This window comes from Brevibacillus sp. RS1.1 (genome assembly GCF_013284365.1).
GTDB classification, from domain to species: Bacteria; Bacillota; Bacilli; order Brevibacillales; family Brevibacillaceae; genus Brevibacillus; species Brevibacillus brevis_D.
The window spans coordinates 222,911-238,463 of sequence record NZ_JABSVA010000004.1 but is presented as its reverse complement, the minus strand read 5'-3'; the positions used below and the strand labels follow the sequence as shown (position 1 = coordinate 238,463).

14 protein-coding genes are annotated in these 15,553 nt (G+C 48.9%); 8 read left to right on the top strand and 6 right to left on the bottom strand.

Annotation, left to right across the window (positions count from 1 at the left end; translation table 11 throughout):
- From HP570_RS15425 to HP570_RS15415, 3 genes are all read left to right on the top strand, one after another.
- Positions 1–1,722 (top strand): GMC family oxidoreductase, encoded by a 1,722-nt coding sequence (locus HP570_RS15425; protein WP_173626280.1) that lies wholly within the window; start codon positions 1–3, stop codon positions 1,720–1,722.
- Positions 1,723–1,942: 220 nt separating this feature from the next.
- Positions 1,943–3,151, top strand: coding sequence for a trans-sulfuration enzyme family protein (locus HP570_RS15420; RefSeq protein ID WP_173626279.1), 1,209 nt, complete (start codon positions 1,943–1,945; stop codon positions 3,149–3,151).
- Between the two features lie 26 nt (positions 3,152–3,177).
- The gene (locus HP570_RS15415) at positions 3,178–4,629 is read left to right on the top strand and encodes a sigma-54 interaction domain-containing protein (RefSeq protein ID WP_173626278.1); all 1,452 of its coding nucleotides are present in this window, start codon (positions 3,178–3,180) and stop codon (positions 4,627–4,629) included.
- Between the two features lie 253 nt (positions 4,630–4,882).
- Here the strand turns inward: HP570_RS15415 and HP570_RS15410 are convergent, their stop codons facing one another.
- Positions 4,883–5,206: an antibiotic biosynthesis monooxygenase family protein gene (locus HP570_RS15410; protein ID WP_015893708.1), complete on the bottom strand. Its 324-nt coding sequence runs from the start codon at positions 5,204–5,206 to the stop codon at positions 4,883–4,885.
- Positions 5,207–5,426: 220 nt separating this feature from the next.
- Between HP570_RS15410 and HP570_RS29950 the strand changes: the two genes are divergently transcribed.
- Positions 5,427–5,795, top strand: a complete 369-nt coding sequence (locus HP570_RS29950) for a DUF6713 family protein (RefSeq protein ID WP_309139200.1) — start codon at positions 5,427–5,429, stop codon at positions 5,793–5,795.
- Positions 5,796–5,869: 74 nt separating this feature from the next.
- Here HP570_RS29950 and HP570_RS15405 read toward each other — a convergent pair whose 3' ends face one another.
- Both HP570_RS15405 and HP570_RS15400 read right to left on the bottom strand, forming a co-directional pair.
- The gene (locus tag HP570_RS15405; protein WP_173626277.1) at positions 5,870–6,772 is read right to left on the bottom strand and encodes an arylamine N-acetyltransferase; all 903 of its coding nucleotides are present in this window, start codon (positions 6,770–6,772) and stop codon (positions 5,870–5,872) included.
- Positions 6,773–6,975: 203 nt separating this feature from the next.
- Positions 6,976–7,491, bottom strand: a complete 516-nt coding sequence (locus tag HP570_RS15400) for a stalk domain-containing protein (protein ID WP_173626276.1) — start codon at positions 7,489–7,491, stop codon at positions 6,976–6,978.
- Between the two features lie 223 nt (positions 7,492–7,714).
- On the opposite strand from HP570_RS15400, the gene HP570_RS15395 reads away from it, so the two are divergent.
- Positions 7,715–8,404: a uracil-DNA glycosylase gene (locus HP570_RS15395; protein WP_015893705.1), complete on the top strand. Its 690-nt coding sequence runs from the start codon at positions 7,715–7,717 to the stop codon at positions 8,402–8,404.
- 79 nt (positions 8,405–8,483) lie between these two features.
- On the opposite strand, the gene HP570_RS15390 is transcribed toward HP570_RS15395, so the two are convergent.
- Both HP570_RS15390 and HP570_RS15385 read right to left on the bottom strand, forming a co-directional pair.
- Positions 8,484–9,125 carry a thiamine diphosphokinase gene (locus HP570_RS15390; RefSeq protein ID WP_173626275.1) on the bottom strand — a complete coding sequence of 214 codons (642 nt, stop codon included), beginning with the start codon at positions 9,123–9,125 and terminating at the stop codon, positions 8,484–8,486.
- A gap of 33 nt (positions 9,126–9,158) precedes the next feature.
- A complete protein-coding gene (locus HP570_RS15385; RefSeq protein ID WP_173626274.1) occupies positions 9,159–9,569 on the bottom strand; it encodes a 2Fe-2S iron-sulfur cluster-binding protein in 411 nt (136 codons plus the stop codon).
- 144 nt (positions 9,570–9,713) lie between these two features.
- Between HP570_RS15385 and HP570_RS15380 the strand changes: the two genes are divergently transcribed.
- Positions 9,714–10,622 carry a GNAT family N-acetyltransferase gene (locus tag HP570_RS15380; RefSeq protein WP_173626273.1) on the top strand — a complete coding sequence of 303 codons (909 nt, stop codon included), beginning with the start codon at positions 9,714–9,716 and terminating at the stop codon, positions 10,620–10,622.
- Between the two features lie 12 nt (positions 10,623–10,634).
- Here HP570_RS15380 and HP570_RS15375 read toward each other — a convergent pair whose 3' ends face one another.
- Positions 10,635–11,441, bottom strand: a complete 807-nt coding sequence (locus HP570_RS15375) for an Fpg/Nei family DNA glycosylase (protein WP_173626272.1) — start codon at positions 11,439–11,441, stop codon at positions 10,635–10,637.
- A gap of 207 nt (positions 11,442–11,648) precedes the next feature.
- Here HP570_RS15375 and HP570_RS15370 point away from each other — a divergent pair, with 207 nt between their 5' ends.
- Positions 11,649–12,806 (top strand): THUMP domain-containing class I SAM-dependent RNA methyltransferase, encoded by a 1,158-nt coding sequence (locus HP570_RS15370; protein ID WP_173626271.1) that lies wholly within the window; start codon positions 11,649–11,651, stop codon positions 12,804–12,806.
- A gap of 74 nt (positions 12,807–12,880) precedes the next feature.
- Positions 12,881–15,529, top strand: coding sequence for a DUF4855 domain-containing protein (locus tag HP570_RS15365; protein ID WP_173626270.1), 2,649 nt, complete (start codon positions 12,881–12,883; stop codon positions 15,527–15,529).
- Positions 15,530–15,553: the final 24 nt, after the last annotated feature.

Sequence of the window (15,553 nt, the reverse complement as noted above, 5' to 3'; positions counted from 1 at the left end):
ATGGCCAAAAAGTTACCTAAGGTTGACGTCGTGATCGTGGGGGTGGGCTGGGGTGGAGGAATTATTGCTTCTGAGCTAACCAAGCAAGGTCTGACAGTTGTGGGGCTAGAGCGAGGCAAGGAGCGCAAAACCGAAGACTACTTCATGGTACACGATGAATTGCGTTATGCCCTCCGTTACGAGTTGATGCAAGATTTGTCCAAAGAAACGATCACGTTCCGCAGTAAAATGAACGTTCGTGCGCTTCCTATGCGGTCATATGGTTCCTTTTTGCTCGGGACAGGACTCGGGGGATCTGGTGTCCACTGGAACGGACAGACTTTCCGCTTCCTACCGTATGATTTCGAAATCCGCTCCAAGACGATTGAACGGTATGGTGCAAAGAAAATTCCAGAGGGAATGACGATCCAGGATTGGGGCATTACCTACGATCAACTGGAGCCGTACTTCGATAAGTTTGAAAAGATGGCGGGAATCGCTGGCGAGGAGAATCCGTTGGGGGGGAAACGCTCCAGTCCTTATCCGACGCCTCCGATGCGTACTACACCGAGTATGAAAATGTTTGCGGATGCAGCGAAAAAGAAAGACCTGCATCCATACATCCTTCCATCAGCCAATCTCTCGCAAGCGTATACCAATCCAGACGGGGTGGCACGGGCTGCGTGTCAGTACTGCGGCTTCTGTGAAAGGTTTGGCTGTGAGTACGGAGCAAAAGCCGATCCGGTGGTGACCGTGATCCCGGTGGCCAAGAAGACAGGGAAGTTTGAAATTCGCACGCATTCCCATGTCCGCAGAATTTTACATACAGGGAACAAAGCGACAGGTGTCTTGTATACGGACGTCACGACAGGGGAGGAATTCGAACAGCCCGCTGATATTGTGGTGATGACCAGCTATGTATTCAACAACACGCGCATCCTGCTCATGTCCAAGCTAGGAAAACCGTATGATCCAACAACCGGAAAAGGCGTGATCGGTAAAAACTACGCCTATCAAGTCTTAAGAGGAGGCGCGGTGGGCTTCTTCGACGACAAGGAATTTAACAATTATGCAGGCGCAGGATCGCTGGGAATGTGTTTGGATGACTACAACGGTGATAACTTCGATCACTCCAATTTGAAATTTATCCATGGCGCGAATATCTCTGTCACACAAACCGGCTTTCGCCCAATTGGCACGAACAAGGTACCGCCGGGAACGCCTAGCTGGGGCAAGGATTTCAAGGCTGCCTCGATCAAATACACGAATCGATTTATATCCGTAGGTGCTCAAGGAGCTTCCATGCCATTTCAACAGCATTTCCTTGATCTGGACCCGACGTACAAGGACGCTTTTGGAGATCCGTTGATCCGCATTACGTATGATTTCGTCGACCAGGACAGGGAGCTAGCGGCATTTTGTGCAGATAAATGCGCGGAAATTGTCAAAGAAATGGGGGCGAGCGATAAGCTCGAAATCAACCGCAAGCTCGGACCCTACGATATCACGCCATACCAATCGACGCATAATACAGGTGGCGTCATCATGGGTGCTTCACCAGACAATTCGGCAGTCAACAACTATTTGCAGATGTGGGATGCGGAAAACGTATTTGTCGTCGGGGCTTCCTCCTTTGCGCATAATAGCGGCTACAATCCGACAGGAACGATGGGTGCGCTCTCCTATCGAGCAGCAGAGGGCATTTTGAAGTACAGGAAAAGCGGGGGCGGTATGCTCGTATAAGCTGTTTTTTCTAATCATGCAAAACATAATTGCAACTATGCGAAAAGTCGTTGGGGCAACTAACGGCTTTTTCGCGTGCATCTGAGAAAATTGATTTGCATAATTGCGAATGTCGATAGCGGAAAAAAGCGCAAAGCCCTGGAATGATGCGGTTTCTCACCTTGGCATGAACCTTGCTATACCCTTTGGTAACAGCACAAACCAAAGGGAGAGACAATCAATGACGACAAATAAGTGGAAGATGGACACCTCCATTATTCATACCGCACAAACGCCTTGCCAAAAAACAGGAGCAGTGGTATCCGCAGTGGTGCCTGCCGTAGCCTATGCGTTTCCAGATGCAGACTCCGCAGCGGCGTGCGTGGCTGGCGAGCGAGAAGGAACGTACTACGGAAGATATGGCAATCCTACCATCGGCACTTTAGAGCAAAAAATCGCCGCATTGGAAAATGGCGAAGCTGCCTTGGGTGTAAGCAGTGGGATGGCTGCCATTTCGGGGGCTTTGCTCGCCTTTTTGAAACAGGGTGATCATGTCGTGTGTACGCGGGATGTGTACGGAGGTAGCTACAAGTTTCTTACGACCATGGCCCCGCGTTATGGCATTGTGACAGACTTTGTCGATTGCACCGATTTGCAGGCAGTCGAGAGTGCTTTTTTGCCGAACACAAAAGTCCTGTACATCGAAACACCCTCAAACCCGTGCCTGACTGTTTTAGATATTTCGGCGCTGTCCCGCTTGGCGCACACTCATGGCATTGTGGTAATCGTCGACAACACCTTCTTAACGCCGTATTTACAGCGACCACTTGAGCTAGGGGCGGATGTCGTCGTGCATAGCGCCACCAAATATTTGAACGGACATGGCGATGTCATCGCGGGCTTTATCGTCGGGAAGCAGGAGCATATCCAATTCATGCGCAAAAACGTCATGGGTGACTTGGGACAAAATTTGAATGCCTGGGATGCTTTCTTAATCCTGCGTGGGCTGAAGACACTCGGCTTGCGTGTCAGACAGCATGGACAAAACGCTCAGGCAGTCGCGGAGTTTTTGGCGAAGCACCCTGCAATTTCGCACGTCTACTACCCTGGTCTTCCTTCGCATCCACAGTATGAGCTGGCTAAACGGCAAATGGCTGGAATGGGCGGGATCGTTTCTTTTGAAGTAAAGGGCGGTTACGAGGCAGCGAAATCTTTCATTAACGCTCTGCACTTGGCTATGATATCGTTTAGTTTAGGAGATCCCGAGACACTGGTACAGCATCCTGCCTCGATGACGCATTCCTCGATCCCTGCTTCTGAGCGGATCAAGTTCAACATTACGGACGGTCTGATTCGCTTATCGACTGGTTTGGAGGACGTGGAGGATATCATCGTAGATTTGGAGCAGGCGTTAGCTAGCTTGCCTATGGCGGCAGCGTCCAGGGGATAAAGGAACGTGAAACTGGAGGATGGGGCATGACAGAGTTTTCCCGGATCGAGGAATTCATTCAATCGTACGCCGACAATATTTCCAAGGTACTGGGACTCGATGTCACCATCCTGGATGAACAAGGGATACGTGTAAGCGGAACCGGCTACTATCAGGAGCTGATTGGATTGCCTGCGCCCGAGGGATCGTTTTTCCGTATGATCCTGCAAACCGGACAGCCGGGAATGATTTTTGACATGAAAAAGAACGAGTCGCAGTGTGGCAATTGCAAGTTTTTGCAGCAATGCCGGGAGCTGGCGACGATTGGATTTCCGGTGCACAAACGGGAGAAGACGGTAGGAGTCATCGGAATTATCGGCTTTTCCCCCGAGCAAAAGGAAAAAATGCTACACCACTCGGAAAAATGGATGCCGTTTTTGCAGCATACGAGTTCCTTGATAGCGCACAAGCTGCTAGAACTGGATGCGGAGCGGGAGAAGAGCTGCAACATCCAAGAGGAAATGCCACAGGCTACGGTTCATCCGGTGTATTTCGCCCAGTTGATTGGGGCAGAAACAGGCTTGCGAGATGTGATTGCCAAAGCGAAAAAAGTGACGAACAGCATTTCCACCGTTTTGATCCGGGGAGAGAGCGGAACGGGCAAGGAGCTGTTGGCCAAAGCCATTCATTGCGAGAGTGGGCGCAGCAGACAGCCATTTGTAGCAGTCAATTGCGCGGCGATTCCCGAGACCTTGCTGGAAAGCGAATTGTTCGGGTACGAAGGCGGCGCATTCACAGGCTCCAGACGCGAAGGGAAGCCGGGGAAATTTGAATTGGCCCACAAAGGCACGATTTTCCTGGATGAAGTAGGCGATATTCCGTTGTCCCTCCAGCCAAAGCTGCTGCGCGTCCTTCAGGAGAAAACAGTAGATCGGGTAGGCGGCGTTAAAACGTTGGGCGTCGATGTGCGTGTTATTGCTGCTACACACCGGGATTTGGAGAGCATGGTCAGGGAAGGAACGTTTCGCGAGGATTTGTATTATCGACTCAACGTCATTCCTCTGCGGTTAAAGCCGTTGCGTGAACGTACGGAGGATATCGCGCTTTACTTGCAGCACTTCCTGTATCGGTACGGGACGTTGCTGCAAAAAGGCAGACTGGAGCTCGAAGCCCAACTCGTCCAACGACTACAAGCATACGAGTGGCCGGGAAATATTCGTCAGCTGGAAAATGCCGTCGAGTATATGGTCAACATGGCGGAGGGACAAGTCATCGGCAACGAGGAGCTTCCTGAGTATCTGCTGTTTGGCGATGAGCCGACGACAGTAGGCAGCGATTTGGGACTGGAAAAGCTGGTGGCAGAATATGAACGCTCCATTCTCCAGCGCTATTTGAACGCAGGCAAGTATGGACAGGACAAAGCCGCGATTGCCAATGAGCTACAAATCAGCTTGTCGACCTTGTACCGGAAGATGGAGAAGTACGGATTGATTAAATAAATATGATACCGATAGCTCGTCAAAGCTTAAACGGTAAGAAATTGTCAGTCTCTTTTTCTTTTTTTCTTAGCTTTTATACTAAATACGATTGCTGTAACGACAATCACAAAAACGATCAGGACTATGAGACCAGGATATCCTACATTACCCATAAATACCCCTCGCTTTCTAAAGCTTACTCGGTGTACAATCAATGGCACGTCATAAAAAAGTGGCCGAGCAGATAGCCTGCTTGAGCCACTTTTTTCTATAATTACGAAGGGTTCGGTTCTTTTTTCGCTTTCAGCTCGTAATGGCCAGTTTTGCCGCTAATGTACCACTCAGGAGTTTCTTCTTCACGTGCTTGGCGGTGACCTGCCAGATGAACATCACTCAGCTCCCACTGCTTCCACGCCTCTTTTGATTCCCAACGGATCATGACGACCACTTCTTCTTCACCTTTGTGTGGCTTTTGTACCAGCACGCTCAAATCTACAAAGCCAGGAGCCTTCTCAACAGCACCAGGCTCGCTAAAGCCTTGTACGATTTTGTCAGAATGACCTTCCTGGACGACGTATGTTTTTATCTCCATCATCATGAAGTGCGACACTCCTTATATACCATTTAACCTACTTTTCCATATTAGTGAGAAATATTATCATTGTCAACCAGATATTAACAAATGGTAGGACGATCGAGATGTAGACTTAGGACATGGTTTTCTAAATTGTGATAATGTTGTGTTCGATTTGTATTTTGACCTCTTTATTTATTAGGGTGTAGTAACATAAAGTAATAAAATTGTAGGGGGGTTTTAAATGCCTGATCTCTCGCTTGTGATATTCTTGATAACCTTATCTTTATTTCTCTTGCACGAAATGGATGCGATAAGACGTTCAGAGTGGAGATTGTTTATCGTGCTTAAGGATATGGAAGACTCTAAAGCTTATAAAGTATTCACATTTATTCATCTTCCTCTTTACACAATGATACTCTATTTACTTTTTAGTAAATATCAGACAGTTACTTTTTGGGTCTTAGATGTATTTTTTATCATACATACAGTTCTGCACCTACTTTTTGAAAAGCACCCCCGTAATGGATTTAAAAATATATTTTCAAGAACAATTATTTATCCAATGGGAGTCCTTGCGGCTATTCATTTAGTATTACTATTTAATAACTGAGTACCAATACTATCAGAGAGGCAGTCTAGGACTTTATTTTCTCGTCCAAGGCTGCCGATTGTATTTTGAACAAGTCAGTCTAATCCTTCATTTCCTTCGAACACGAGAGCATCGTTTTCAAGTAGGACTTCTTCTTTTTTGGGGGCAGTGAAAATATCAATACCACGTTCGAGCAGGGTTTCTACCGCCTTACGAACAGGGAGAAGTGGCAGTTGCATTTCATCGGCGACAGCCGCTTCTATATCAGCGATAGTATGGAGAGATGTTATCTGGTTTGTGGCATCTGAATAACCGATGTGGAGAGCGTTGTTTTTGAGGAGTACGAAGCGATCTTGCTCCAGCTGGAAACGATGGATGTGAAGTCGATTCAAAAAGAAGGCGTCCGGTAAAAAAGAGGAGCGGATGGCTTCCGACAAGTCAGGCAGTTCTTTTCGTTCATTCGGATGAAAATCCCACGGAGGAATTGCCACTTTTCCGTTTTCATACCGCGTAAAGCGATAGTGTTCAGGATGATCGGGACTTTTGGTCAAATCCATCGAGGCAGTACCAAAAGGCCTTACATGGTTCCCCTCTTCGAGAAAATGAATTGGCTCAAAGATAGGAGCGGTAGCCCCCGCATCCACATAGACAGGTGTCTCTCCTGTATTCGGACCATCGATCAGGATGGCAGCATGCCCGCCGCCTGGCAAGACGAGCTGACCGTAGAATCCGAGAGCTCGAAGCAGAGAGAGAAAGCTGTGATTGTTGGTATAGCATGTACCGCCAAAATGATGGTGGATCGCATTGTGCACATATTCCTCAGGGGTCGGTATCTCATGTTTCCCGTCACGGAAGAAGAGCAGCTTGCTTACATTTTCATAAGGGAAGGTCTGCAGATGCGCGCGACAGAGCTCACTGAGATAAGAGAGGCTAGGTGGCTTGCGGTCTAGCTGTAGACGTTGAAGGTATAAACTCGCCCAGTTCGGGAAGGTAGACATAAACAAGTTCACTCCTTATATAAAATAAATAGTAAATAAAAATGTATGTTAAGTATTGATGGAGAGATCGTATCACATGGGACAAGTGGTAATCAATCTGAATTTTTCCAGGAAACAAAAAAGGCACCGGAAGGATAGCCTCCGGTGCTAGCGGGTCCCTAGTCCGCTGTCTTTTTCGTACGAATAGATAAGTGCAGAAGAAATTATAATAACGACTTAATTTCCCCGGTATTCGGGTTCACTACGAACCAGCCATACGTACTGGTGTAGCTGTCGCCAGATTGGAAGTTGTTTACGACTGTTTGGTACACTTGAATGACATAGTGACCTTTTTCGTCGTCGTGAGCGTACTCGACTACATGTGTCGGCGAGAGTTTGCCAGCGAATTTCTTTTTCACCAGCTCGATCGCTTCCATTTTGGAGTACATTTTTGCCGATGGAATTTTACCGATGAAAATCGATTTGGTTTTCGCGTCGTAAATGACCGGCTTGTTCAGGTTCTCAGCTACGAAGCGGATTGGCACATAGACGGAGTTTTTGTACATGATGCCTTGTACGTCGCTGTTTGGTGATTTCGGCAACCCGTCAAAGTAGTAGGTGAATGGTGTTTTCATTCCTTCTTCCGCGTCTGGAAAAGCGGGTGCTGCAATGGCAATTCCGGAAAAGAGCACCGAACCTACAACAATGCCCCCCAAAAATGACTTGATGTCCCATTTCATGATGTGAAACCCTCTCCCTTTCTCTTTTCTCTAAATCTTCCCAGCCATCATTATGTCAAAGATCATAGGAGAAAAGCTATCAAACGAGGGTACTAGGAAACAAAGACTAGGAATCATGGGAAAGATAGGACTAAATCAGAATAGTCCTAGTTCTTGAATCAATGGTTCAGTGATTGGTAGGTTTGTGGTAAGGTAGAAAAAAACAGCGGACAAGGTGAGGAACATGACTACCATATTGCAAAATGACTGGGCCCCCGTATTGGCCGATGAATTCGAGAAGCCCTATTATGTAAAGCTTCGTCAGACGTTGAAGGAAGAGTATCAGACGCAGACAATCTACCCAGATATGTTTCATATATTCACAGCGCTGCACCTGACAGAATATCAGAATGCAAAGGTAGTGATTTTGGGGCAGGACCCGTATCACGGACCAGGACAAGCACATGGATTGAGCTTTTCGGTCAAGCCGGGAATCAAGCCGCCACCGTCTCTGGTCAACATCTATAAAGAGCTGAAAAGTGATGTCGGCTTTGAAATCCCCCAGCATGGTTACCTGAACCATTGGGCGAAGCAAGGCGTTATGATGCTGAACACCGTTCTGACGGTTCGTCGCGGCACTCCGAATTCGCACAAGGACATTGGGTGGGAGACGTTTACAGATCGGATTATTCATTTGTTGAACGACCGGGAGACCCCTCTCGTTTTCATCCTGTGGGGTAAGCATGCGCAGGAGAAGGCGGCATTCATTGATCGAAACAAGCATTTCGTCATCGCCTCCCCGCATCCGAGCCCGTTTTCGGCGAATCGCGGCTTTTTTGGCAGCCGTCCTTTTTCGCGGACGAATGAGTTTTTGCGTTCACGCGGGCTTCAAGAGATTGACTGGCAGTTGCCGATGCAGGTTGAGGAAGAGTAGCCTGTATTTGTGCAGGGAAAAGGAAAGGATCTCCATTGTTTTGCACCATGCAAAGGAGATCCTTTCTTTATTCTAGTGATTAGTCTTTGCTTTTGACAACGAGCAGCTTGCCCGTTTGAATCGTGATTGTTCCAGTCTGTTCCGTTAACAGATTGCTGATGCCAAGCGTGTCGCCGATCCGCAGGGTTGCGTCCTTCAACGGATAGAGGAATCCGGTTAAGGTAATCCCTGTGACTTCTGGTGTAAAGGGCAGTAGAGAGATATGATCGAAATGATCCTGCTCTATCGTACTTTGGCGGTCAATCAGCCGGATTTCATTGGTCTCATCGAGGATGCGGCAGTTGGAGCCCGTCTGCAAAGCTTTGTTCAGCAAGTGTACGTTTGCCAGCATATGATCAAAACGAGAGCCGAGCACACCGAGCAGCACAATTTCCTCGGGCTGTTGCTCGATTGCCCAAGTAAGGGCCATCTCTGTATCGGTCAAATCTTTCATAACGGGATCGCAGGAGGAGACGTGCATACTGTGGCGTTCAATTTCTGCCATTTCCTCGGAGCTGACAGAATCAAAGTCACCGATCGACAATTTTGGTACGAGACCGTTGCGAACGAGGAACAAGGCACCTCTGTCAACACCGACGAGCCAATCATTTTCGCGTATCTCTTGGATCGCCCAGTTGCCCAGATTGCCACCAGCGAATAGTAGGATGCGTGTAGGATTCATGCTACGGCCACCTTTTTTCTATAAAAATATCCTCTATGTAGGAATCGAAGAGCGAAATGTGCTTTGACAAGCGAGGCGATAGCCTGTAGCGAGCTTTTCTCCCAGCTTTGCTTTCTCCTGTCCGGTTGGGGTGTCGAGTAAGGATGCACCAGCTAAGATCTGTACACTGCACTTGCCGCAATGCCCTTGTTGGCATTTGTAAGCGATGGGTTGAGCTTGCGTGAGCGCAGCTTGTAATAATGTCTGAGAGGGAGTGTACCGGACTGGCAGCGTTTGTGAGCGTTGCTTCACCTGTACGAGCTTCTGCTCTGATTGGGGGCGAGCCGGGCTTATTTCTGTTTTTTTCACCGACGTTTGTGGTTGCACGGGAACGGGAGCTGGACTCGACATCTGTACGTCAGATCGTCCAGGGATGAGCGAGCCGACCGTAAGCTGTTTGCGCATAGGAACCTCCCGAGTAAGTGATTTTTTTCATATTACCATGTCAGGCGTATGGGTGACAAAGCTGGAGAAAGTGTCCTACAGATGATTGAATTTTTAGATTTTATCAATTAAAATAATTTTATCAAAAACCAGGAAGGTGATACCATGATTACCATCAAACGGATGAGCGACTGTACCTTTGCAGAAGTGACCAAAGCGTGGAACAGAGGATTCGAAGGCTATTTTATCGAGTTTACGATGACAGAAGAAATGCTTGTCCAGCGACTGGGGGGCGAGGGATACGTGCTGTCCCTGTCTGTAGTTGCTTTTGACGGCACAGAGCCGATTGGCTTAGTGGCCAGTGGGATGAGGACTGTTGCAGGGAAAAAAGTCGCCTGGAATGGTGGTACGGGTGTCGCCACGGAATATCGTCGACAGGGAGTAGGGAAGCAACTAATTGAAGCGACATTGGATTTATACAGAGAAGCTGGGGTGGAAGTAGCTACCTTGGAAGCATTGAGCCAAAATACCAAAGCGATTGCTTTGTATGAGCAAAAAGGCTATGACGTCGTGGATCGTCTGTTGTTTTTGCAGCAGAGTGGACCGCTGGCAGAGAAGGCCTTTCAGACAAATGAACAGGCTGATTATCGGGTTAGGCGCATTTTGGCCCAGGAAGCCGCCATGCTGCCGTTTTACGTAACCGATGTCCCTTGGCAAAATTATTGGATGAACTTGCGAGATTCGCAGGCCGTGCTCGTAGAAGACAGAGAGGGTCAGGCGGTCGGCTATGCGATGTACAAGTGTGTGGTAAACGAAGAAGGCAAAGTCAGCGGGATCGTGCTTCGTCAATGTGTAGCGCAGCCAGAGCATCCTGATGCACTAGACATTTTGAAAACCGCACTCGGGCATGTGTATGGGCCGCTTGCACACGAATGCCGCCGGTCTACGTTTAATTTGCGTGCGGCTGATACCTTGCTTGTTGAAATACTCCAAGCGGCAGGATTCAGCCCTTCCGAAACAGAGCAGGTGTTTATGATCAAGCAGATGGAAGCTGCACAGACCCCTGTCGTCTAGGGAGTGAAGCTGTCAATGCTGGCAGTTCGCGCAGGCAAATACCTTGCGGGAGGAGAGCTCACTCTTTTCGATAGGTTGTCCACAGCGCGGGCAAGGCTCACCACCGCGATCGTACACCTGGCAGCGCTCATCGAAGCCACCTGTCAGGGAATCGCCTTGAAAAAGCGGCTGCATGTAACCGCCGAATCGAATCGCTTCTGTAAGCACGGTTTGCATGGAATGATATAGTCGTTTTTGTTCCTCGAGAGAAAGGGTCGGGATCGTCCGGGTAGGCAGGATGGCGGCATGATAGCAGATTTCGTCCGCATAGCAGTTGCCGATGCCCGCGAGCCAATGCTGATTGACTAGCGCTGTTTTGAGGACACTGCGTTTGTCAGCGAGCAGCTCCGTAAATCGGGTAAAGGTAAACAGTGGGTCCAATGGTTCGGGCCCAAGAGGAGCCAGTCTTTCGTCGATTTGAACGTTTGTGAGTAAATGCAGGTAGCCTAAACGGAGGCCGTGAAAATATAAAAGGCGTTCTCCAAAGGAAAGAGTCACTTGAGCGGTTCTCTTTAGCTTGTCTTCCGCAGAGCCCAGGTATAGAAAGCCGCCGAGCATCAAGTGAAGCAGCAGGACATGACCACTTTCCAGATGGAAGAGAAGATGCTTGCCACGGCGGTCGACGAGCGTCAGGCGATTGTCTTGCAAAAGACGAGCAAATTCCGCAGGAGGCAAATTAATCGTTTTTTTCCGCTGAACGTGTGTGGCCGTAATCGTTCCGCCACCGATTTTCTCCTGTAGCAGTCGCCGATAGTTCTCCATCTCAGGTAATTCTGGCATGCTGACTCCCTCCCGTTCGCAAGGTCTTTTTTGTAGGATTTCCCATAGGGATGATTCGCATGCCGTACCCGTCACTGTTTTTCGGTGATGGGTCTTTTGAATTTAGACAAGTTTACCAACGCTATTCGGAAATGGGGTAATATAATATGTAAGGTAGTAGGATGAGGGCATGGCCCGAAGGATTATTGGACGGACAGGAGATTACATATGCAAAAAGTAGAATTGATCGCTACGGCGACTTTTGGTTTGGAATCAGTAGTAGCAGAAGAGGTGAAGGCGCTCGGATACGGACCCGTACAGGTGGAGAACGGCAAGGTAACGTTCACCGCAGATATTTCTGCGATTCCCCGCACAAATTTGTGGTTACGAACTGCCGACCGCGTGCGTCTAAAGATAGGGGAGTTCAAAGCAACTACGTTTGACGAGCTGTTTGAAAAGACAAAAGCACTACCGTGGGCCGATTGGATCACAGAGGATGGGACATTTCCTGTGGAAGGGAAATCGGTCAAATCTACCTTGTTCAGTGTTCCGGATTGCCAAGCCATCGTGAAAAAAGCAGTCGTAGAAAGTCTGAAAAAGACCTACAAGCGCGAGTGGTTCGATGAGCAAGGGCCGCTGTACAAGATCGAGGTGGCACTTCTCAAGGATGTGGCGACGCTCACGATTGATACATCAGGACCGGGTCTGCACAAGCGAGGCTACCGGGAATTGATCGGACAAGCGCCACTAAAAGAAACCATGGCTGCTGCGATGATTATGCTGTCTCGTTGGAAGCCTGATCGGGTATTCATGGACCCATTCTGTGGATCGGGTACAATTCCGATTGAGGCGGCGTTGATCGGACAAAACATCGCTCCGGGGATGAACCGGGAATTTGTTTCCGAGACGTGGCCTATCATTCCGAAAACAGCTTGGCGTGAAGCCCGTGCAGAAACGCATGATTTGGCGCGCTATGATCAAAAGCTGGAGATTATCGGGACAGATATGGATGACGAGATCCTGAAAATTGCCCGCTACAACGCGACGGAGGCTGGTGTAGATGACCTGATTCATTTTCAGCGAATGGATGTACGAGATGTTCGAACCAAGCGCAAGTACGGCTACTTGATTTGCAATCCACCTTATGGAGAGCGCTTGGGAGAATGGAAGCAGGTTGCCAAGATGTATGGCGAAATGGGGAAAACCTTTGCTGCCATGGATACCTGGTCATTCTACGTTATTACGTCAGACGAGCAGTTTGAGGAGCATTTTGGTCGTACAGCAAGCAAGAAGCGCAAGCTCTACAACGGGAATATCAAGGTAGACTACTATCAGTTTTTCGGACCTAGACCGCCGCGCGGACCAATGGTTACCCCAACCGAGTAGACATAAGGGGTGTGTTCAACGGATGGCTTTTTGAACCACCTCTACAGAAGGGGCATATTGGAGGAGAAAATGTAATGAGCAAGAAACGATTCGGGAGCAGAATGTTGTTTGCTTTATTGGCAGCGACTACATTACTGGTCCAAAGTACGCCGTTGACTCATGCTGCCACAGAGCCAAAGAAACCGGCAGTAGACACCAAGAAGCTGGAAGATCAGTTCAAAAAACAAGAAGAAGCACACACGGAGTTTACGGATTTGGGCAACAGTTACGCTAGAAAAGCCGTAAACAGACTCGCAGCCCTTCATATGATCAGTGGTCAGGGAGAAAACCGTTTCAACCCGCAAAACACGATTTCTCGACAAGATATTGCGGTACTTTTGACAAAAGTAATCGGTCTTCAACCAACAGAAATTGAGAAAGCCGCTTTTGAAGATGTTCCTTTGGAAAATCCTTATGCACCGTACGTTTATGGACTCTCCGAGTTGGGTGTGATGAACGGCAGAAGTGAACATACCATGGGTGCTCTAGACCCGCTTACAAGACAAGAGCTGGCTGTCATGCTGTCTCGCTTGATGAAAGAGGGATCTGTGACCAAAGTGGCAGGTCAGACTCCTGTTACATACAACGATGAAGAAGAAATCGCCGACTACGCTAAAACGGCTGTGGAAGAAGTGACGAATCAGCGCTGGATGCAAGGTGCTGGCGGCAAGTTTAATCCGTCAGGAACCGTCACGCGTGCGGAGGCGGCTGTGATCGCTGAGCGCGTCTTGGATGCACGTTACCAGCAAGCAGAACAGGTGAAATACAAAGTAGATGTAGAGCGGCTGAGCTTGGCTGCTGGCACGAGCCAACGCTTGAAGGTAAGCAGCATCGGGGGAGATGAGCTGCCTTTTACACCTATTTTCGCTTTTGATCGTCCTGAGCTGGGAACCATCTCGGCAGACGGAACCTTTGTTGCTGGTCATACGGCGGGAAAAGGAAATCTCACGGTGACAGTCGGCTACAACACGACGACAATTCCGGTTGAAATCAAGAACGCTGGTGAGCCAGCAGTCGAAAAGGCAGAGGACACCTCAAAGACTGCTCCGGTGACTTCCTCCAATGACTCGGCAACGAAAGTCGATGAAAGCAAGACGGTAGTAGAAGAAGAGGCGAAGGAGCCAGCGGAGAAGGACGAACTGGTCAATATCGCGCCCGGCAGTTATACATCGGTGACTACTTTTGGAGCACCAGACTCGTATTTCCAAGAGCTGGAGAAGCAGTATCCGGGTCCAGTAGGTGGACTTGTTACGCCTACAGAAGACTGGACGGGATACCACCGTCAGTTTGGGCGCAAGGTGACCGTTGAGCTCGACGAGGCGAAGCCATTGGAGAGAGTTGCGCTGACGTTTAAGCAGCAGAAGACCTCGGGCATCACGATGCCAGAATACATGGAAGTCGAGGTATCTCGCGACGGGAAAGTTTGGTCGTATGCGGGAAGAGCTGTTCACGATGTTTCCGCCAAAGAGGACAAGCTGGTTACACGCACATTGAGCGTGACCTTGCCTGACGTCAACACCCGGTATGTTCGGGTATCCTTCCCAGTGAAAGTATTTACGTTCGCTCGCCAGCTGGAGGTATGGGCAAAACCGGATAGCGAGTGGAACAATGGAGCTGTCTTGCTGCCGCCACCAAACCCGGCGAAGCTGGAAGAAGCCAAACAAGCTGGGCGTCGTGTGGAAAATATGCTACTCGCTTATACCGGGGAGCATGACGAACTCGGGACATGGACCAAAGAAGATTTCCTCCCGATGGTTGGCTACCGCACCGTAGATGGCTATATGCGTGACCAGATGTTTGACACGATTCTGTTCCTGCCGTATCAGACCATTCCAGCGACGAAAGAAAGCTGGAAAAAGTACATGAATGATTTGTTCGGCTCAAACAAGCAGCTTGATGCTCTCAACCAGGCTATGCGGGAGTACAACCGCCTGCGCGGAACGCTGTATTCGACACCGACACAGGAAAATGTCGTGCTGGCACTGCCGTATCCGAATGCCAATCAGACCAATTTTGGTCAGTTGGATGAAAAGAAACCATCCCTCTCCTTCAACCCTGCGGGAATTGGAGAAGAGCAAGCGTATTTGAATCGCAAAGCTGCGATGGAGTGGTACTTCCAGGAGCTCATGAAGCGCTGGAACAAGGAAGGATACGCCTATCTGAAGCTGGAAGGAATTTATTGGTTCCATGAGCTGGTGGAGGATAGCGCACCGAAAGAGCGCCAATTGATTCGTGACATGGGAAGCATGGTGCATGACGAGGCGTTGCGCTACTATTGGATTCCGTATTTCGGTTCACCGGGAGTGTCCGAATGGAAATCTCTTTATTTCGATAAGGCATTCCTGCAGCCGAGCTATTACAGCGACAAGCCGGTAGGAATTGACCGTATTCAAGGGGTACTGGAGGTCGTCAACAAGTACAACATGGACATCGAGATAGAAGGCGACTGGAAGATGTACAATGATCCGAAGTTCTATCAGACCTACTACAATCAGCTAGTTGCCACCCACAAGCTGGGGATGGATAAAAACAACGTGCACGCTTACTACTTCGGCTCCAAGACATTGCTAGAGTCTGTCAAGAGCACGGACCCTGTCAAGCGCGCCATCTATGATGATACGTACAAATGGATGCGCGGCCGTTTTGACAGAACAGAATTTTTCGAAGGTAGCGAGATGCCGTAGTGAATGGAAAAGAGTCTGTTTCCC